The organism is Serratia sp. TSA_7, assembly GCF_052692135.1.
Genome location: NZ_JBQZFU010000013.1, coordinates 39,557 through 59,820 on the forward strand (window position 1 = coordinate 39,557; position 20,264 = coordinate 59,820).

9 protein-coding genes are annotated in these 20,264 nt (G+C 58.1%); 5 read left to right on the top strand and 4 right to left on the bottom strand.

Annotation, left to right across the window (positions count from 1 at the left end; genetic code table 11):
* Positions 1-18 precede the first annotated feature (18 nt).
* The 4 genes from ACUTQW_RS24075 to ACUTQW_RS24090 form a co-directional block, all read right to left on the bottom strand.
* Positions 19-651, bottom strand: coding sequence for a 4'-phosphopantetheinyl transferase family protein (locus tag ACUTQW_RS24075; RefSeq protein WP_006328045.1), 633 nt, complete (start codon positions 649-651; stop codon positions 19-21).
* Positions 652-817: 166 nt separating this feature from the next.
* On the bottom strand, positions 818-1,738 hold the full coding sequence (locus ACUTQW_RS24080; protein WP_006328043.1) for an efflux RND transporter periplasmic adaptor subunit: 921 nt from the start codon (positions 1,736-1,738) through the stop codon (positions 818-820).
* A complete protein-coding gene (locus ACUTQW_RS24085) occupies positions 1,735-2,454 on the bottom strand; it encodes an ABC transporter ATP-binding protein (RefSeq protein WP_006328041.1) in 720 nt (239 codons plus the stop codon). Before ACUTQW_RS24085 ends, ACUTQW_RS24080 begins: the two co-directional genes overlap by 4 nt.
* An 8-nt stretch (positions 2,455-2,462) precedes the next feature.
* Positions 2,463-3,629 carry an ABC transporter permease gene (locus ACUTQW_RS24090; RefSeq protein WP_332271447.1) on the bottom strand — a complete coding sequence of 389 codons (1,167 nt, stop codon included), beginning with the start codon at positions 3,627-3,629 and terminating at the stop codon, positions 2,463-2,465.
* Between the two features lie 609 nt (positions 3,630-4,238).
* Between ACUTQW_RS24090 and ACUTQW_RS24095 the strand changes: the two genes are divergently transcribed.
* From ACUTQW_RS24095 to ACUTQW_RS24115, 5 genes are all read left to right on the top strand, one after another.
* On the top strand, positions 4,239-5,234 hold the full coding sequence (locus tag ACUTQW_RS24095) for a DUF6347 domain-containing protein (protein ID WP_037431738.1): 996 nt from the start codon (positions 4,239-4,241) through the stop codon (positions 5,232-5,234).
* 136 nt (positions 5,235-5,370) lie between these two features.
* Complete coding sequence (locus ACUTQW_RS24100; protein ID WP_445654993.1) at positions 5,371-12,132, top strand: SDR family NAD(P)-dependent oxidoreductase; 6,762 nt, start codon at positions 5,371-5,373, stop codon at positions 12,130-12,132.
* An 82-nt stretch (positions 12,133-12,214) separates the two neighbouring features.
* Positions 12,215-16,465, top strand: a complete 4,251-nt coding sequence (locus ACUTQW_RS24105) for a hotdog fold thioesterase (RefSeq protein WP_197912312.1) — start codon at positions 12,215-12,217, stop codon at positions 16,463-16,465.
* A complete protein-coding gene (locus ACUTQW_RS24110; protein ID WP_020439796.1) occupies positions 16,462-19,494 on the top strand; it encodes a PfaD family polyunsaturated fatty acid/polyketide biosynthesis protein in 3,033 nt (1,010 codons plus the stop codon). The genes ACUTQW_RS24105 and ACUTQW_RS24110 overlap by 4 nt, the downstream gene beginning before the upstream one ends.
* Complete coding sequence (locus tag ACUTQW_RS24115; RefSeq protein ID WP_006328024.1) at positions 19,491-20,258, top strand: SDR family NAD(P)-dependent oxidoreductase; 768 nt, start codon at positions 19,491-19,493, stop codon at positions 20,256-20,258. Before ACUTQW_RS24110 ends, ACUTQW_RS24115 begins: the two co-directional genes overlap by 4 nt.
* Positions 20,259-20,264: the final 6 nt, after the last annotated feature.

The window sequence follows — 20,264 nt, forward strand, 5'->3', positions numbered from 1 at the left end:
TGGATCGCCGACGGCCGATCAGTGCGCCGCCGGCGCCAAAATCAGGGTGATGACTTCGCTGTCGCGGAGTAAGTAACGGCCTCTGACGCGATACCCGGCGGGCAGCCTGGGGGCCAGCCTCCGGGTCAGTTGTAAAGTAAACGCGTTCTGTTGCGGATTAAGTTCACACAGCCCAGCGGCTTCGAAACCAAACATATGCTGAACCTGCGGGAAAAGTGCTTTAAATAAACTTTCCTTGGCGGAAAAAGTGATCAGCAGCGCGGTTTCGTAGGGAAGCGGGCTCTTGGCCAGCAGCGCACGTTCATCGGGCGTGGTAAAGGTCGTCGCGATTTCTCGCATAACTTCCGGCTGGAGCCGCTCAATATCAACGCCCGGATTTATGCGATAACGCTGAGGAGAAAGCACCGCGATGGCCCATTTGCCGGTATGCGAAATACTGCCGCACCAGCCGGCTGGCCAGACCGGCGCACGATCGGGGCCGACAGCAACGGCATCGCGACAGCCGGCATTCATCAACAGCTGACGCGCGGCATAACGCCCGGAAAGATAGTCGGCCCGCCGTTTCGCCACCGCCGACGCCAACACGCCCGGCAAGGGGATCGACAGTTGGGCAAACAGCGCATTGTGGTAACCGCAGCTATCAAATTCCACAAGGCATGCCGTAACGGCGGGGACATCGGTGACAAACCCCGTGCTCTGTTGGCGTATAAAGGCGGAGGCGATAAACGTCGTTTCAAAAGTAAACATATGCCCAGCGTAATACGTTTATAGGCGAACATCGCAACCGATGCCCTTCGGCGCCTGGCGCCCCATCAGGTTACCCCTCGCGTGCCGTCGCGTCGGGTTTATCCGCCGGCAAAATACGCACCAGTACGCGCTGCCCGATACGGATCTGCGGCGCATCCAGGGTCAGTACGCATTCAATAACCCGCGTATCCTGATTCACATTGGGGTCGTCCGTGGGTTGTCGGGCGCCAAACACTTCGCTCAGGCGCAAAACCTGCGCTTTATAGATGCGCTTATCGTTATTCTCCAGAGTGACCTCCGCATGCTGCCCAGGCTGAACGGCGTTAACGAAAACGTCCTCCAGCTCGGCGCGTACGATGCGTGGCGCATTGGGGGCCAGCATAAACAACCGGGTGACGTTCAGCGTCGACGCGCCTTCGCCCGGTTTGGCGTCGCGTTTGACAATGCGGCCATCCGCCGGCGCAACGACCAGATATTTTTCCACTTCCAGCTCAGCGGCTTTGACCCCCGCGTTTGCCGTTTCCAGCGTGGCCTTCTTCATCGCCAGCTCGCGCTGTTGCAGTACCATTTGATCCGCAGCGTTGTCATGCTCCTGCGCGGAAATCACCGTGGTATTGAGCTTTGCCAAGCGGTTGAACTCCCGTGTCGCTATGGTCAGCTTCTGCTGTGCCCATTCCAGATCGCGCACTGCCTCGATTTGTTGTTTGATCTTGATGTTTAGCGCATCAAGCGCTTCGTTATCTTCGATGCGCGCCAGCAGTTGGCCTTTTTTTACCACCGCGCCTTCCTCTACCAGAATCTCTTTAATAATGCCGGGGCGGGGGGCATCGATACTGATTAAGCCGCCTTCGATGCTGATATAGCCTTTAGCCACGGCGGCCCAAGGGGAGGGCGTGGCGGTGGCGGCAGCGGCGATAGGAGTGTCATCGCAGCCACTCAAGCTCAAAGCCAGAGACATTGCCAGTAAGCAGAGACGCAGGACGTTTTTCATAGGGTGCACGATCTCTCAGGAATAGGACGAGTGTCGTCGGTGATGTGTCCATCTTCGATGGTAATTACCCGGTCGGCATGATCGATCAGGCGGCTGTCGTGGGATACGGCAAGCACGGTGTAGCCTTTTTCGCGGGCGATATTATGCAGCAGGTCCACCACCGTCTGCCCGTTGTGCTTATCAAGCGCGCTGGTGGGTTCGTCGGCAAAAAGAAAAGGCGGATCTTTTACCAAGGCGCGCGCAATCGCCACGCGCTGCTTTTCTCCCCCGGAAAGCTCGGTTGGACGCAGGGTTTTGCGCTGGCTCAGGCCAACGAGGTCCAGCGCTTCGCTTGCCCGCCGGGCAGCTTCTTTTTTCGGGACTTTCGCGCCGTAGACCAGCGGCAGGATGACATTATCCAGTGCGGTCATCGCGGCGAACAGGTTAAAGCCCTGAAACACAAAGCCGCAGTTCATCAGCCGAAAATATTCCAGCTCATGACGCGACATGGTCGTCAGCGTGGCGTCGTTAACCTGTACGCGCCCGCTATCTGGGCGCAGCAGCCCCGAAAGAATCGCCAGCAGCGTACTTTTTCCGGAGCCCGACGGCCCGATAATCAGGGTCAGCTCTCCATTGAAAATGCTGAGGTCAATATTCCTGATCACCGGCTGTACGATTTTCCCCACGGTGAAGCCGTGGGAAATCTGCTCGGCCAGAATTGTGGCAGTTTTTTTCATCGTATTTCTCAGCGTAGTAACGTAAAGGGTTCGGCACGATTAAGCGCGCGCAGGGCAGAAAGCCCGGAGAGCAGCGTAATGATCATCACCAACAGCAGAATGCCGGCAGCGGCAACCAGCGGAATGGTAAAGGTGACATAAAACAGCTCAGCCCCGGCGGCGATAAGCACGCTGACCAGTGCGGCAATGCACAATCCCACCACGCCAATCCAGAAAGATTGTTCCAGCACCACGGCGCGCAGGGATCCGGACGATACCCCGAGCGCGCGAAGCGTGGCGTATTCGCGCAGCGCGGAAACAATAGCCGCCATCAGCGTCTGGCTGGTGATCACCACGCCTACGATAAAGCCAAGCACGGAGGAGAACAGGAACCCCCCGCCCGCGCCTGATTCAAACAGCCAGTACGCGACCGATTGAATGGAAAATTCCTCGGTGGTCCAGATTTGGTAATGGCGAAACGAACCGTGCGGCTGGAGCCGATCGCGTACCGCCTCAGCCTGCGTCGGGTCTTTTATTTTCACCAGGAAGTAGTCGACGTCGTTATTGAGCAGGCTCTTATCGATGGTGCGTGCGGTGGTGAGTGAAGAGATGACATTGGCGCCGCCCATGGAGCGCATCCCTCTGACCGTCCCGGCCACATGTACCCGCTTGCCTTGCAGTTCGGTATAGTCGCCCACTTTCACGCCCAGCTTGTCGAGATCGCTTTCATCAACCAGCAGATTGCCGGGCACCCGCAGCAGCTGTCTGAGTTGGGGGTTCAGCAGGCGTGAAAATGTCATGGATTCTGCTTTTGGATTGATGCCTATCAGGGTGGCGGAGATGCGACCGCCGGTCGGCCGTTTCCAGTCAGCCAGCGTCCAGGTATAGCGTTCGACGTCGATGACGTCGGGATCCATGCGCAGTTGATTTTCAACTTTTTCAGGAATGGAGCGCGGCTGATCGACACTTTGCGTACCGGGAAACCCAACCCATAAATCGGCAGAGGAACGATCGATATAAACGCTGACGGCGCTGAACATGCCGAGCAGTAATCCAAACTGAATCAGCACCAGTAATCCTGCAAAAGCCACGGCTAGCACGGCCGGTAAAAACCGTCGCCACTCGTAAATCAAAATAGCTCGGGCTAATGAAAACATAGGGCGGCTATTCCTTACCAGATAATGGGCCTGTGTCATAACAATGGGGTGATGTAATTAACCGGACAGGCGGCTTAGCGCGTCTTTCGGTTAACGCACGAATGAATTAATTCCCCGTCTAATTATTTTTAATTAATTAATTGGCTATAATTTTCTCCGTAATGCCTCATGGCAGGCCATATTTACGCCTGCGTTGATAATAAAAAAATACAGCGCTCGGACTATCGCACTTGCGATTTGTTTATGTAAAGGCCTTTTTATGAATATTTAATGAACCTAATGTCTTATTTTTGAAGTTGGTCAATAAAATGCACTATCTATTTGATTTTAATGGTTAAGTTGTTAAGGTATAAAATTCTGTTTTTCTATTTTTATTGTGTTGTAAATTCTAAAAAAAAGAACAAATGCAGATTTATGTAAAAATGCGGTCAGGTTAAATTAAGTTAACTAATTGATTTTTAATGTGATAGTATTTTTTGGTTTCTAAGATTGCACTGACTATCGGCTAAGTTGAAATATAAGCTTTAGGCATGTATACCGTTATTTCATAAATTTGATGTGATATTATTCCCCACATATTTATATGTATTTTTTAACTTGTTTGTAACACTTCTTTGTTTGGCTATATATGGCGGGACTGGGTTCGTTATGACGCACATTTCTACGTATAACAGGTTGTCAGGGGCGGCTTTCATGAATGTCGCCATTCGCAGCGCACTGGATTGTCTAATAATCGGGGGTATTTTTTTTTACGTTAATCCGTCGGGGGGATTTACTTCTGTAGGAATTTTCCTAGCCTTGTTCCCGCTGGTGGCGATTATTTCCATCTCGGGTGAGGTTGTTTATGATCTCCTCAAAGGGTACGCAACAGAAGATTATGCTGTTCATCGCCGAACGTCTGAAAAAATATCGCCTGCGGGCTGGGGGGAAACGCTCTGGGGGCGAATCGCCGGCTGCGCGGTACTGCTGGCGCTGATTATCGTGCCGCCGCTTTATTGGTTGCTGCAAGCGTTTTCACCCGAAGGAAAAACCTTAACGGGCTGGGTGCTGGGTGCGGTCTGCCTAGTGGTTATCGCGGCGTGTTGCCTTACCCTGCGTATCGTCGGCGATCGGATTATCGACTGGTATGTCGGACGGCTGGCCATGCCGCAGCAGGAGGCCAGCAAAGAAGCCAGCGACAGATTTATGGTTTTTAATTATTTTCTTCCCTGGGCCGTGATCGCGGCAATCATTGCCGGCCTGCTGTCGTGGGGATATTTTTCACCGAGAAGCGAACAGGCTCCCGCCTATATTGACGTTGCAGAAATGGCCTTCAGTTGCGGCGGAACCGCTTATATTATCGCCCTGTGGATCGCCTATATCACGCAAAAACAGGCAACCATCGATATTAGAGCCCATTTATTACGTTTCGAGGACGATGACACTCTGGATGAAGGAACGATGTATTTTCTGATCCACGCATGGAGTGGCTGCATTATCGTCGCGATATTCATCATTAGTCGCTTCTTTTCCTGGGCATCTTTTACGCCGCTGCAGGTGACGTTAATTGACGCTCTGGTCGCGGCGCTTAGCGCTATCGTAGGCGCGCTGGGGGGATTGCTAAGAGCAAGGACCAGTTTGTTAACGCAGGGAATCAAGAAATAATAACGTAAAGCTTCATTCACTTTATTGAAATAAAACAGCGCTTATTACGCTGCCGATAATGGCAGTGATTGTACTGTGCCCGTAAGAAAATTATGGGCGGGACATGGGGTCCATTCATCTGAATCGCGAGGAATATATGTCAGAGACATATCTAACGCATGGTCAGAAAACACATGGCGATATTGCTATTGTCGGCATGGCCAGTCATTTTCCTGATGCATCTAACCTGCATGAATTCTGGGAAAACATTACCAATAAATGTGATTCGCTAACGGATATCAGTTCAATGTCCGACGCCGCATATTGGCGCAAAGAGGATTTCTACGATCCGGATGCGACGGCTGCGGATAAAACCTACGGCTATAAAGCGGGTTTCGTTCCCGCGATTGAATTTGATCCGGTCGCATTTAAGATCCCGCCGGCCATTATGGACTCCATCAGCACCGCCCAACTTTTCTCGCTCTATATGGCAAGGCAGGTGATGCAGGATGCAGGGCTGGCGGATAAAAAAGACGCTCAGGTCGATCGCGACCGTATCGGCGTCATTCTGGGGGGAGGAGGCAACGGCAATACTTCGTTCTCGCTGGCGGCGCGTCAGCAGGCTCCTTATCTGCGCGAAATCATGATCAAATCCGGCCTTTCCGCGGAAGTGGCCGACGATGTGATCGCCCGTGCGCATGAACTCTACCTGGAGTGGAACGAAGACAGTTTTCCCGGTTTTCTGGGGAATGTCGCCTGTGGACGCATCGCCAGCTATTTTGATCTTGGCGGCACGTCGTACATGGTTGACGCCGCCTGCGCCAGCAGCCTGGCGGCGATCAAGGCGGCGATAGGCGAGCTGAATTCCGGCAGCTGCGATGCGGTATTAACCGGCGGCGTTAATCTTGAAAACTCGGCCTTCTCGTTTCTTTGCTTCAGCAAAACGCCCGCGCTTTCAAAAAGCAATCGTTCGCGTCCGTTTGATCGCGACTCCGACGGCATCATGCTCGGCGATGGCGTTGGGCTGCTTGTGTTGAAGCGGCTCGAAGATGCCGAACTGGCTGGCGATCGCATCTATGCGGTGATCAAATCTCTTGAAGCCTCCAGCGATGGCCGGGCAAAAAGCATTTTCGCTCCACGCTACGAGGGGCAGATCAAAGCCCTTAAGCGCGCCTATGCCAGCGCGGGTATCCTGCCTGGCGATATTCAACTGATTGAGGCGCATGGAACGGGCACGGCATCCGGCGATGGCACCGAACTCAAGAGCCTGCGCGCGGTATTTGACGAGTATCGTCTGCCGGCGCATTCGATTGCCGTCGGCAGCGTAAAATCTCAGATCGGGCACACCCGCTGCGCGGCGGGCGCGGCCTCGATGATTAAAGTGGCGCTGGCGTTACACCACAAAGTGCTGCCGCCTTCCATTAATGTCCAGCAGCCGATGGAAGCGCTGAGCGTTGAAGATAGCCCGTTTTATCTCAACAGCGAGACGCGGCCCTGGCTGCGTCCGCTTGACGATTCGCCGCGTCGTGCAGCGTTAAGCGCCTTTGGTTTTGGCGGCACTAATTTCCACGCCATTCTCGAAGAGTACGAACAGGATGCGCACGGCGCTTACCGGTTAAACGAGTCGACCTACACCCTGTTGTTCAACGGCGATAATGCCGGCCAGCTTTTGCAGCGTTGCGAGTCGGCGCTGGAGAGCTTCAGTACCGGTTCGGCCGCGCGGGCTTTGCGACAGCATCTTGCCGCCCAGGATATCAACACGCTGGAACCGCATCAGGCACGCTTGTTGCTGGTCGCTACCTCGGCCGAGCATGCCGGGCAACTGCTGCAAACCGCCGTAAAACAGCTGCGAAATAATCAGGACAAGGGCTGGGAGCACCCGCAAGGCATCTATTTCCAGCCGAAAGGGAAGGATCTGAGCGGCAAAGTCGTGGCGCTTTTCCCGGGGCAGGGATCGCAGTATGTCAACATGGGCCGCGAAGTCGCCATCGATTATCCAGAGATGCGCCAGGCGCTGGAAACCTTGGATAAATTTGCCGCTGATGTGCGCGGTCATGGCTTGTCAGACATTGTTTATCCGACCCCCGCATTTTCGGATGCCGAACGCGACGCGCAGCGGGAGCGTTTAACGGATACCGCCAACGCACAGCCTGCCATTGGTGCGGTTAGCGCGGGTTATTACGCTATTTTGAAATCCAACGGCTTTACGCCCGATTTCGTCGCGGGCCATAGCTACGGCGAAGTGACCGCACTATGGGCGGCGGGCGCGCTTTGCGATGCGGACTTTTATCGCGCCTCGCTGGCTCGCGGTATGGCGGCAGCTTCGGCCGTCGCGCAAAACGAGGGCGACGGCGGTGCCATGTTGGCTGCCGCCCTGACGGTTGAGGCATGTGAAAAGCTGCTGGTGCGCTACCCCGATATCGTGCTGGCTAACGACAACTCACCGGCACAGGTGGTCTTGGGCGGCGCCACGGCGCGCATCCACGCGCTGTACGACGAACTGAAAGCCGGCGATGTTCAGTGCCGTATTTTACCGGTTTCCGCCGCGTTCCATACGCCCTTCCTGCAGGCTGCCTGCGCGCCATTCCTGGAAAGTCTGTCATCCATCCGCTTCGACACGGCGCACTGCACCGCTTTCTCAAGCGCATCTGCGGCACCCTGGCCTGCCGACACCGCAACATACGCGGAAACCCTGGCCCAGCAGATGATCATGCCGGTTCGTTTCCGGGAAACCATTGAAGCCCTTTATCAGCGCGGCGGACGGCTGTTTGTTGAAATCGGGCCGAAAGGGGTGCTGGGAAAACTGGTGGCAGACATCCTGAAAGGGCGTGAACACACGCTGATCTCACTGAATACCGGCGATTCGGGAGACGATCGCCTTCAGTTGGCCCGCGCCCAGGCTCGGTTATTGGCCGAGGGGGTCAAGCTGAACGCCCTGGATCGCTACGTGCGCCCGGCTCCAGAGCAGGATGATCTTACCGGTCGTTTGAGTTGCCGTCTGAACGGCGGCTTTTACCTGTCAGAAAAAAACCAGCGTCGGCGGCAGCACGCGCTGCGTGAAGGTGATACCGAAGTGGTCGAGAGCTTCATCCGTGCGCGACAGGGTGCAGCGCTGCCCGCGGCCCCCGTGCCCGCAGCCCCCGTGACCGCAGCGGCGAAAGCGCAGCCTGCCGTAGCGCCCCTGCCTGCCGCGGCGGTGTCACCCCTGTTTCAATCCACCAAATCCAACACGTCGGAAGCCCTTCACAAGCGAGATCAAGCTATGGAACAGATTAATCAGCGAGTTGAAAGTAACGATAACACCCCGTTGAATGGGGTTCTGCAGGCTCAGCAGGTGATGAGCCAACTGCATCAGCAGTTCCAGACCAATCAAAAAGAGTATATTCAGCTATTGGACTCGCTGCTGAATAAGCAGTACGCGCTGCTGGAAAACTTCCGCGATCACCACAACTTACCGACGATCCTTGCCAGCCTGGGGCAAAGCGTGCAACTGCTGGATAAAAATCTGGAGTTGTATCACAGCAACCATGAGCGCTATTTCTCGACTCAACAAAGTCTGTTCCAGCCGGGCCAGGCGCCGATGCCTGCTGCGCCTCGCGCGCTGAACACGCCGGTGCAGGCTTACCCTCAGGCCGCCGTAGTGTCCGTGTCGCCTGTCGCAGCGCCTGTTCATCCTGTCGCGGCGCCGGTCAGCCTCTCGGCACCGCGTCCTTCCGTCCCTGAAATGCCTGCCGTAGCCAAGGCACCGTCAGCGCCAGCGCCGTCAACGCCTGCACCGCAGGCGGCGAAACCGGCCGCCAGCCCGATGTCGCCGGACGTTGAAGCGCAGCTTTCCCGCTTTGCCAGCATTACGGAGGCCGAAATCACGGCGCGGCTGGTCGCCATTGTCAGCGATCGCACCGGCTATCCGCAGGACATGATAGACGCGAACATGGATCTGGAGGCCGATCTCGGCATTGACTCCATCAAGCGCCTGGAAATTTTCGGTGCCATGTTTGACGCCTTCTCCGCCGATGCCGGCATCTACCACGACGCGTCGAAAAATAAGGACCTGGAGACGTTCGACATCGAAGCGCTGAGCAATGTTCACAAAATGTCGTTGTTCTTCAAAGAGATGATTGATGAAATCATTGCCGACATCCGCCGCAAGCAGGGCCTGGATGCAGGGGAAGAAACGCCGGATAGCGCGTCCTCTAAAGACTTCTTCACTGAAGATAATCAGCGCGAAAGCGAAGCGGAGTTGCCTGCGGATGCGTTGCGCGCTTCCGAAGATATCGGTGGCGACGCCAAACTGCGCACGCTCGGCTTTGTCACCTCTACGGTAGACGTCGCAGAGGTTGAATCGGCAAAAAAGTCTTCAACTGAATCGCAGCAGTATGTGGCGCCTGCGGTTCAGTCTGCAACAGAAGAAACAGTAAGCGTAAAGCCGCATACACAACGTTTTAGCGTGACTTCGCAACCCCTGCCGACGCCGGATTGCGATACGCAGACTTTTGCCGTCAAACGTCACTGGCTGATTGTCGATGAAGGAAAAACCTTCATCGATGACGTAACGAAACAGCTGACGCAACGGGGACAGACGGTCTCGGTGCTGGCGCTGCATTCGGCCGCCGCCAAAAATAAAAAGCAGGGGAAAACGCAGCACGTCTACAGCCTCGCTCACCCGAATGAGGCGACGCTGGATACCGCCATCACGGAAATTGAGCAGGCTCGCGGCGCGTTAGACGGCGTGATCTGGCTGCAGGCCACGCGCGAAAAAGTGAAAAAGGTGACCGACGTTTTCAGCGCCAATGGCTACCGTTCGCTGGAAACCGCCTTCCTGCTGGCGAAGCGGCTGCAGGAGAGCCTGAACCGCGGTGAACAGCACCCAGGCTGGTTCTTTGTGGTCACTCGCGGTGACGGTCAGCTGTCCCTTTCAAGGGCAGGCGGTCTCTCCGCCATGCTCCCGGCGGGCATTAGCGGGCTGACCAAATCGCTGAATATTGAATGGAAAACGGCATTTTGCCGCACGCTTGATATCGACGCCGGGCTGAAAAGCGGCGAGGCGGTGAGCATTCTGCTGGAGGAACTCCAGGATGCGCGCCGCGATCTGGCGGAGGTCGGGCGCAGTGCTCAAGGCGAACGAATGACGCTGGCTTTGAGCGCAGCGCCGACGGTGAACGAAGAGACGCCGCCCGACGTTAGCGAGCGGGATGTGCTGGTGGTCACCGGCGGCGCACGCGGGATAACCGCAAAATGCGTGATTGAATTGGCGCAGCGCAGCCAGGCTCATTTTATCTTGCTTGGCCGCACCGACATCGATGCACCCTTGCCGGCGTGGGCGCAGGGCACTGCCACGGTAGCGGAACGCAAGGCAGCGGCGATAGCCCAACTGCAATCCGAAGGCGTGCAACCAACGCCGGTAAAAATCGACGCCATGCTGAGCGGCTTGCTGCATAGCGACGAAATCAACGCCACCCTGCACCAGATTGCTCAGGCTGGCGGAGAGGCGATTTATCGCCACTGCGATATTACCGATGCGCAACAGGTTGCGACGGTACTGAACGAGGCGCAGCAGGTTGTCGGCCCCATCACCGGCATTATCCACGGTGCGGGCAACCTGGCCGACAAGCGCATTGAGAAAAAAACGCTGGCTGATTTACGTTCCGTGTTTGACGTGAAGGTCCGAGGGCTGGAAAACCTCTGCCGCGCGCTGGATATCACCGGGTTAAGGCACGTGATGCTGTTCTCTTCCGTGTCAGGTTTCTTTGGCAACGCCGGCCAAACGGATTACGCGATGGCCAACGAGACGCTGAACAAGTTTGCATGGCTGCCGCTGCAGGCGGAGGGGCAACCGACAGTGCGCGCCATCAATTGGGGCCCGTGGGACGGCGGCATGGTGAACGATACGCTGAAGCGCGCCTACGATACCCATAACATGGTGATCATTCCGCTGGAGACCGGCACTGAATTGTTTGTGCGCGAGTTCACGGACGCGGCGCATCCGCAGGTCATCATCGGCGGAGACAACTATCGCGCGAAACGACGCTTGACGGCGCTCGCGGAAGGGTACGAAGTCACGCGCCTGCTCCAGCCGCAGAACAATCCGTTTTTGCAACATCATGTGATCAACGATAACCCCGTGTTGCCTGCCACCGCAGCCATCGCGTGGATGACGCGCGTCTGTGAAGAGCGGTTCCCGGGCTATCAATTGCTGCGGGTCAGCCACTTTACCGTCCTGAAAGGCATCGTGTTCGACGGCAGCGAAGCGGAGCGTTATCGCGTGAGCATGACGCCTCATGCCGGCGACAGGCCTGACGACGATCATCTGGCAGTCGATCTGATCATCAGCAGCCAGCAGGAGATGAAGCACTATCAGGCCACGCTGTTGCTCGCCCTACAGGGAAGAGAAGCGCAGTTTGCAGAATTGCACGGGGATCTCGACGTCGCGATCCCGCTGGCGGTGCCGCTTTATGGCGATATGACGCAGGGCGCGCAGCTGTTTCACGGTAACGCTTTCCGCGGCATTCAGCAGGTGGTGCACATCGATGAGCAGAGCCTGATCCTCAAATGTCGCTTACCGTCGCTGGCGGCCCGGGAGCAGGGACAGTTCCCGGCCAACTCCTTCAACCTGTTTATTAACGATGTCGGTCTTCAACTGCCGCTGCTGTGGTTGATGCAGCAATCGGACAAGGCGGGGCTGCCTGCGGCGATAGGGGCTATCGAGCAATATTCGCCACTGGATTTTGACCAGACATTCTACGCCTCCATGCGCATTACCAGTCAGACGGCAACCCTGCTGCTGGCGGATATCACTTTGCACGACAAACTGGGCAACGTTTATAGCCGGTTTGAAAAAGTGAAATTCACCGTTTCCACCACGCTTCGGTCGCTGTTTACCTGCGCCGACGCAGCGCTGGAAAAAAAAGAGCACCGCTAAACGGCGCGCTTAACCGCTGACGATGTTCATCCGGGCGCGGTTAAGCGCCCGGCAACAGGCTTATGTTCAGGAGTGGCTGGTAATGGAAAATATTGCGATCGTGGGGTTGGGCTGCCTGTTTCCGGGGGCGGATTCCACGGAGAAATACTGGGAGAATTTGATTCAGTGCCGGGACTGCGCCTCGCCGCTTTCCGCTGCGGAAACCGGCATCGACCCTGCGGTCTATTACCATCCGGTGGCGGGCACGGCGGATAAAATCGGCTATAACCGCAATGGGCACATCCGCGATTTTCACTTTGATACCTCCGGCTACGCGCTACCGGCGCAAGAGCTGGAGACGCTGGACAACTTGTTCAAGTGGACCCTGCACGCCGCAGCGCAGGCGTTAAATGATAGCGGCTATCGCGGGCAGCCGCAGACGCTGGCAAAAACCGGCCTGCTGATTGGCAACATCGGCATGCCGACGCACAGCGGCAAGCGGCTGATGAGCCGCTTTTATCACCAGATGCTGACTCCCTATCTGCGTCAGTTGCTTGGCCGGGACGATTTTGCCTTCGACCGCGTCTGGCCTGAAGAGACGCTGTCCGACTTGAATCTTATCACGGGCGGCCATAATGCCACCGTCGCCGCCCAGGCGCTGGGGTTGCAGGGGCCGAGCTACGCGTTGGATGCGGCCTGCTCTTCTGCGTTCTATGCCATCAAAATGGCCAGCGATTACCTTGCCAGCGGCAAAGCCGACATGATGTTGGCGGGGGCGGTGTGCCATGCCGACCACATCTATATCGATCACGGTTTCAATGTGTTGCAGGCGTTTCCGCAGCAAGGGCAGTCGATCCCCTTTGACCGCACATCGGAAGGCTTGAAGGCGGGAGAGGGCGCAGGCGTGATCGCCATGAAACGCTACGCTGACGCCATTCGCGATAACGATAAAATTTACGGCGTTATCGAGGCGGTCGGTCTCTCCAACGATGCAGGCAGCCGCCATATGCTGGTGCCCGACAGCAACGGACAGCAGCTGGCGCTGACACGCGCCTATGGCAAGGCCGAGCCGGATATCGATTATCTGGAGTGCCATGCCACGGGCACGCCGGTGGGCGATCAGATCGAGCTGGCGGCCATGGAAGCCTTCTTCGCGCAGGCGTCGACTCGCCCTCTGCTTGGCGCCAACAAAGGGATCAACGGCCATATGCTTACGGCCTCCGGCATGGGCAGCCTGTTCAAAGTGATCCTCGCCATGCAGCACAATCTCATCCCGCCTACGCCTGGCGTGCAGCAACTGGTTAACACGCCCGCCGGCCAACTCGGCCTGGAAGATGTGGTCCGCGAGGCTCGCCCCTGGCCGCAGCGCGAGCGTCAAAAACGCGCCGGCATCAACGCCTTCGGTTTCGGCGGCGTCAACGCCCATCTGGTGCTGAGCGAGGATCACCCTGCGCTGCGTGCGGCGCTGCCGCAAGCCGCAGAGCCATTAAAAGCAGAGCCGCTGGCGCTGGTCGGCATCGGCGTACACGCCGCCGATACCGAGGATACGCTAAGTCTCGATCGCACCTTCCGCGAGGGCAGGCAACATCAGCGCCCACTGCCCGCTACGCGCTGGTTGGGCGTAGAGCGCCAGCAGGATCTGCTGGCCACGCGCGGTATCGAACAGATCCCGCAGGGGGCCTGGATCGAGACGTTTGAATTTGACTGTAAACGCTTCCGGCTGCCGCCAAATGTGGTCGGCCCTCATCTGCTTTCGCATCTGTTTCTTCTGCCGGTGGCGGAACGCGCTTTTCTCGACGCGGGTTATGCCCTGGATGGCACGCGCCGTAATCTGGCCGTGATTGTCGCAGGCGGGGTGGATTACAGCTGCTTGCGTTATCAGGCGCGTAACGAGATTAGTTGGCAGCTGGAACAGAGTCTACGCAGCCAGGGCATTGCGCTGAGCGAAGAGGATCTTCAGGCATTGCAGAATGTCGTGAAGGACAGCCTGTTCCCGGCGCCTTACCCCGAAGGTATCACCGGTGGCATCGGTAATGTGGTCGCCAGCCGGCTGGCTGCCCATTTGCATCTGAACGGACCGGCGTTCTCCCTGTACAGCGAAGAAAACGCCGCGTTTAAGGCCATTGAACTGGCGCAATTCCTGCTGGCGCGCCACGAGGTCGAGGGCGTGCTGATCGCCAGTTGCAGCTTTGGCGGCGCGCTGGAGAATGTGCTGTGGGACCATCAATCCGTGCAGGCGAACCAGACGCCGGGCGATGGCGGCAGCGTGGTGGTCGTGCGCCGCGAGCAGGATGCGCAGCAGGCAGGAACGCCGATTTACGCCGTTATCGACGGGCTGGCCGTTGGGCACGAGTTGAGCCCGGCGCTGGCTTACACCGCCAGCCGCCAGGGGATTGCCGATAGCGCCAGTCGCGCATTGCAGGCCGCCGGCTGTAGCGCGGCGGATGTCGACTATCTCGAACTCTATTCCGGAGCGCGCCCGGGGGAGATGGAAACGGAACTGGCCGCGCTGGCCGGCGTCTATGCCACGCCGGAACGGCAGGTGCCGGTGACTGTGGGGACGCTGAAGGCGCACTATGGCCATCTCGCCGCCGCTGCGGGATTGCTGGGGATCGTGAAATGCGCGTTGCAGTTGTCGCAGCGCTATCTGCCCGCGGTGCCCGCGTTCAACCAGCACTCCTCGTTGGCGAAGCAGGCAGACGGACGCTTTAGACTGCCGCAGCAGACGCAGGAATGGGTACAGCCGAGGGGCGCTTTGCGTCGCGCGGCGGTCAACCATATCGGCATCGATCGCGCCTGTAGCCATCTGTTATTGCGCGAGCCGCTGAGCGGGCCTCGCGCGCAGCCGGCCGCAGCGAACTCCGCAGCGAGAGGCGGGCTGACGGTCACCGTCTATACCGGGCGGGAGAAACCGCTGGGCGAGTTCATCGTCAATGCGGATACGCTGGCGCGTTTTGCGCCGCGCAGCCCGACGCAGACGCCGGCCGGGAATAGCCTGGCGAACAACATGGCCCTGCACCATCTGACGCGCCATGCGCAGACGCATCTGCATTACCTGCATGTTCAGCAAAATTACTATCATCTGATCCGCCAACTGCTGGCGGGGCAAGGCCCGGTCGCCGAGCCGCTGTTTAATGAGCAGCAGGTGATCGAGCTGACGGATGGGCTGGTGAGCAACGTTCTGGGGCAAGACTACGCGGGGGTGGATCAGTATCCGGTACGTACCCGAATGCCGTCGCCGCCCTACCTGTTTGTTTCCCGCATTACCGCCCTGAGCGCGAAAAAGGATCGGCTGGAACCCTGCTTTATCGAATGGGAATACGATATTGCACCGGACGCCTGGTTCCTGGTCGACGGCAAAACGCCCCCCTTCGTCGCGCTGGAATCCTCGCATGCCATGATTGTCGCCTTCACCGTTATCGGTTGCGATCACCTGTTCAAAGGGCAGCTTTGCTACCGGGCGGTCGACAGCCAGACCACGGTCTACAGCGAAATGCCGCGTGCGGGCGAAGTGTTGCGCGGACGGGTAAATATCACCTCCTTTGTCAGGGCCGGCGGCGTGGCGCTGATTGCTTATGAATACTTCTGCTACGTCGGCGATCGGCTGGTGTTTAAGCTGGTCGCCAACTCGGGCTTCTTCGGCAAGCGCGAAATCGCCAACGCGCGGCAGATTGATACCACCGGCTATTTCGCGCGCGCCGTGCAGGCGCGACCTTTTACGCCGCCGTTGCGTTGCGAGCGCCGCGAATTTGACGACGCTGCGCTTGATGCCTTGATCCGCGGGGACGTCGCCGCCTGTTTTGGCCCGCACTACGCGGGGCATGCGGCCGGCACGCTGTGCGCACCCGATGCACGCATGCTGAACCGGGTCACGTCGATCGATCCTTGCGGCGGCGCCTGGGGGCTGGGTGAGGCGATGGGCGAAGTGGATATCGATCCCGACCACTGGGTGTTCCGCGCCCACTTCAAGAATGACCCGGTGATGCCGGGCACCTTCCTTGTGGAGGGGTGTGAACAACTGGTGAAATTCTTCCTTTATTACCTCGGCCTGAATGCCAGCCCCGACCTGGTGGCGCATACGCTGTGTCACCACCAGTACAGCGCCAAGTTCCGTGGCGAAGTGAAATGCGAACGCGACGTGCTGCGCTACCGGCTGACCTGCAAGTCAATCGATGCGCGCTGGCGGCCCGACGGCAAAACGCCTGATGCCATCGCGTTGGTTTTCATCGTGGAAATTCTCTATCGCGGCAGCGTAATCGGCCTGTGCGATAACCTTGGCGCGGGCTACACGCACCGCCTTTCTCAAGACGCCAGCGCCCTGACGGCGCTTCAGACACAGGAAGTTTCATCATGAGCCCGCGTTTCTCCGTCAATCATTCGGGCGGTAAACGCCCGTTCGATGCCCTGCCGCTGGTGGCAGGTTCAGCCGCGCTTTATGACCTCGGACAAGCCTTACAGGTGGTTCAGTCAGGCGATGAGGCGCACCTCTGCGCTTTGGGCGAGGCGTTACCTTCGGCGGAAGCAAAGCCGATCGGCACCTTGCCTGCGGTAACGGAAGCGGAATTGGGTGACGGCAGCTTCTGCCGCGACTATGGCGTGCGCATGGCTTACTACGCCGGTGCGATGGCGAACGGTATCCATTCGGAGGCGATGGCTATCGCGTTGGGGCAGCAAAAAATTCTGGGGATTTTCGGCGCGGGGGGGCTCGATATTCCCCGCATTGCCCAGGCCATAGCCACCCTGCGTCAGCATCTGCCCGATGGGCCTTTTGGCATTAACCTGCTGCATAACCCCGGCAACCCAGCCTGGGAAATGGCCTGCGTACAGCTTTGCCTTGAGCATCAGGTGACGATTGTGGAGGCCTCAGCCTATATCAACCTCAGCCCGGCGCTGGTCTGCTACCGCGCCTGCGGCCTGACTCGTGGGCGCGACGGCACCATTGCGCGCCGCAACCGCATTATCGCCAAGGTCTCGCGTCGCGAGGTGGCGCAATGTTTTCTGCGGCCGGCACCGGAAAATATCCTGAAAAAGCTGCTTGCCGACAACCTGATCAATGCCGAACAGGCTGAGCTGGCGCGTCAGGTGCCGATGGCGGACGACATTACCGTGGAGGGGGATTCTGGCGGCCATACCGATCAGGGCACGCTCGCCTGCATATTCCGCTCAGTGGTTCAGTTGCGAGACGACATTGAACGCGAATCGGGTCACCGCCATCGGGTGCGCATCGGCGCGGCCGGCGGCATCGGCACGCCGCACGCGGTGCGGGCCGCGTTCGCCCTCGGGGCCGCCTATGTAGTGACCGGTTCGATAAACCAGGCCTGCGTAGAAGCAGGCACGTCCGACACGGCCAAACAGATGCTGGGGCGAGTGCGGATTGGCGATGTGGCGATCGCGCCTTCTGCCGACATGTTTGAGATGGGTGCCAAGGTTCAGGTGCTTAAGCAAGGCAGTATGTACCCGGTACGCGCGCAGAAACTCTATGCGCTCTACAAGCAGTATGAGGGTCTGGCTGCGCTGCCCGCCGACGACGTCGCCCAACTGGAAAAACAGATTTTCCGTCAACCGCTGGCCAACGTCTGGCAGGAAACCGTGGCGTATTTTCAGCGCTGCGGCCGCCCGGAGGTCATTGAGAAGGCGCTGCAGCAGCCAAAGAAACAGATGGCGCTGGTGTTCCAATGGTATCTCGGTCAGTCCTCGCGTTGGGCGATCCAGGGCGAAGCCGGTCGCGAAATGGATTATCAGATCTGGTGTGGCTCGGCGATGGGCGCCATGAACGAATGGCTACAGGGCACGCCGCTGGAAGATCCGGCCCAGCGTCACGTCGCGGAACTGGCGCATTTGCTGATGAGCGGCGCGGCCTGGCTGACGCGCACCGCACTGCTGGAACTGATGCATATCGCGCTGCCCGACACGCTCGGCCGCTATTCCCCCTTTAACCTGACGGTCGGCAGCGAGAGCCAGCCCGCCAGGCAGTCGCTGTCTATCCTTTCATCTTCCTGTAAACAAACGGAGAACGCACAGAATATGGACGCATCAACCAAGTTGTCCCTGGATGTATCGAAGAATTTTTATAAAAAATGCTGGGATCTGCTGCCCGGCGGCACGCACTACAACTTTGGCGATCCCGAACGACCGCTGGTGATCCCGTTCAACCGGGGGCGTAATTCGCGCGTCTGGGATCTGGACGGCAATGAACATCTCGATCTGTTCTGCAAGTTTGGCGCGCTTTTCGTTGGCCACCACAACGAAGCCTACAACGCGGCGCTGATGGATTACATGGGCAAAGTCACCTCGGTGGACACCTGCGATCTTGAGGTCGAGGTTTGCGAAACGCTGGTGAAACATATTCCCAGCGCGGAGATGGTGCGCTTCTGCCTGAGCGGTACCGAAGCGGTACAAAACGCATTGCGTCTGGCGCGCGGCTTCACCGGTAAAAACCGCTTTATCCGCTTCCACGGCCATTATCACGGCAACGCCGACAATATTATGGGGTGGCGCAAAAAACAGGATTTGAGTTACCCGGTACCGGAGCAGTTCAAAGGCGATCTGCTGGACACCTGGGGCCGCGCGACCGGGGCGATTGCCGATCAATCCTTTATGCTGCCGTGGAACGACATCGAGGTGCTGACCGCCACCATCGAGCGCTACCACGATGAGATTGCCGCCGTGTTGATGGAGCCGATCTGCATCAACGGCGGCGGTATTTTCCCGCGTGAAGGCTATCTGGAAAAAGCCAAGGCGCTGTGTGAAAAGTACAATATCGTCCTGATTTTCGACGAGATCATTACCGGCGTGCGTCTTGGCCTGGGCGGCGCGCAACAGCTGCTGGGCGTTACGCCGCATCTCTCGACTTTCGGTAAAGCGCTGGGCGGCGGCTCCATGCCGATCTCCGCCATCGTCGGGCGTCGCGACATCATGAACCTGTATACGCGCGGTAAGGTTATCCATGCCGGCACCTTCAACGGTTATCCGCTGGGCCTGGCCGCCATCAAGGCGACCTTCTCGCTGATAGAACAAGATCCCGGCTGTTATGAGCGCATGGCCGGCTTCACCCGCCAGATCTCGAACATCTTCGTTAAAGCCGCCGAATCGGTAGAGCTGCCGCTGGTGGTTCAGGGGATGCCGACGGCGCTGGTTTACCACTCGCAGAACTCGCCGGTCGATCGTTCCGAAGGGTACAGCGATAAGGTGAAATTCTGCGACATCATCATTCGTGAAATTTCCAAACGCTACGGTATCCAGTTCTCTCCGTTATCGCGCATTTACGCCAACATGCTGATGTCCCAGGACGATGTGCAGTTCTTTGAAGAGCGCATTTATGACGCAATGGCTAATGCGAGAAAAATCATCGACATCACCTTTAAAGAGGGTGTTGACGCATGAGCCATCAGGTCGCCGTGGTGACCGGTGCCGCAGGAGGGTTCGGCACGGCCATCGCCAGGGTGTTGCTGGATATCGGCTACCAGGTCGCCGCCGCAGACGTCAGTGCAGAACGGCTGACGCAACTGGCTGAGCGCCTGGGACACCCGGAAGGGTTGCATACCTTCGTTATGGATGTCACGCAGGAGGAATCCATCGCCCAAGCCGCGCGCGAAATCGAAGCGCGCCTTGGCGCTGCGTTGACCGTGCTGGTGAATAACGCCGGCGTTATCGAACGCAGCTTCTGTCTTTCCGAACGTGGTCTCAGCGGCGCGGCGCGCGTGCTGAACGTCAACCTGCTGGGCACCTTCAACTGTACCGCCGTGTTCTCCCGTTATATGGCGCGCCTGAAGTACGGGCGCATCATCAATATCGCCTCCATTGCCGGTATCTGGGGCGCTGCCGGCGGATCCGCTTACGCGGCCTCGAAGGCGGGCGTGATCTCGGCTACCGAGTCATGGGGGCGCGAACTGGGGCCGCTCAATATCAGCGTTACGGCGGTTGCGCCGGGCATCTGCAAAACCGAAATGCTCGCGCAATTCGTCGACCCGCACATGATCGATACCCCCGAAGAAGAGAAGATCGTGCGCTCCATCGTGCCGGTAGGCCGATGGGGTACGCCGGAGGATGTGGCGGAGGTTGTTGGCTTCCTCGCCAGCTGTAAAACCAATTACCTCAATACAACGGTGATCCCGCTGGACGGAGGGATGCGTGTCGGCACCCTTTAGCCGTCG

What these genes read in the sequence shown, in the direction of transcription:
- ACUTQW_RS24080 (WP_006328043.1), bottom strand. Translation starts at nt 1,738, where the DNA reads ATGAAAAACGTCCTGCGTCTCTGCTTACTGGCAATGTCTCTGGCTTTG.
- ACUTQW_RS24085 (WP_006328041.1), bottom strand. Translation starts at nt 2,454, where the DNA reads ATGAAAAAAACTGCCACAATTCTGGCCGAGCAGATTTCCCACGGCTTC.
- ACUTQW_RS24090 (WP_332271447.1), bottom strand. Translation starts at nt 3,629, where the DNA reads ATGACACAGGCCCATTATCTGGTAAGGAATAGCCGCCCTATGTTTTCA.
- ACUTQW_RS24095 (WP_037431738.1), top strand. Translation starts at nt 4,239, where the DNA reads ATGACGCACATTTCTACGTATAACAGGTTGTCAGGGGCGGCTTTCATG.
- ACUTQW_RS24100 (WP_445654993.1), top strand. Translation starts at nt 5,371, where the DNA reads ATGTCAGAGACATATCTAACGCATGGTCAGAAAACACATGGCGATATT.
- ACUTQW_RS24105 (WP_197912312.1), top strand. Translation starts at nt 12,215, where the DNA reads ATGGAAAATATTGCGATCGTGGGGTTGGGCTGCCTGTTTCCGGGGGCG.
- ACUTQW_RS24110 (WP_020439796.1), top strand. Translation starts at nt 16,462, where the DNA reads ATGAGCCCGCGTTTCTCCGTCAATCATTCGGGCGGTAAACGCCCGTTC.
- ACUTQW_RS24115 (WP_006328024.1), top strand. Translation starts at nt 19,491, where the DNA reads ATGAGCCATCAGGTCGCCGTGGTGACCGGTGCCGCAGGAGGGTTCGGC.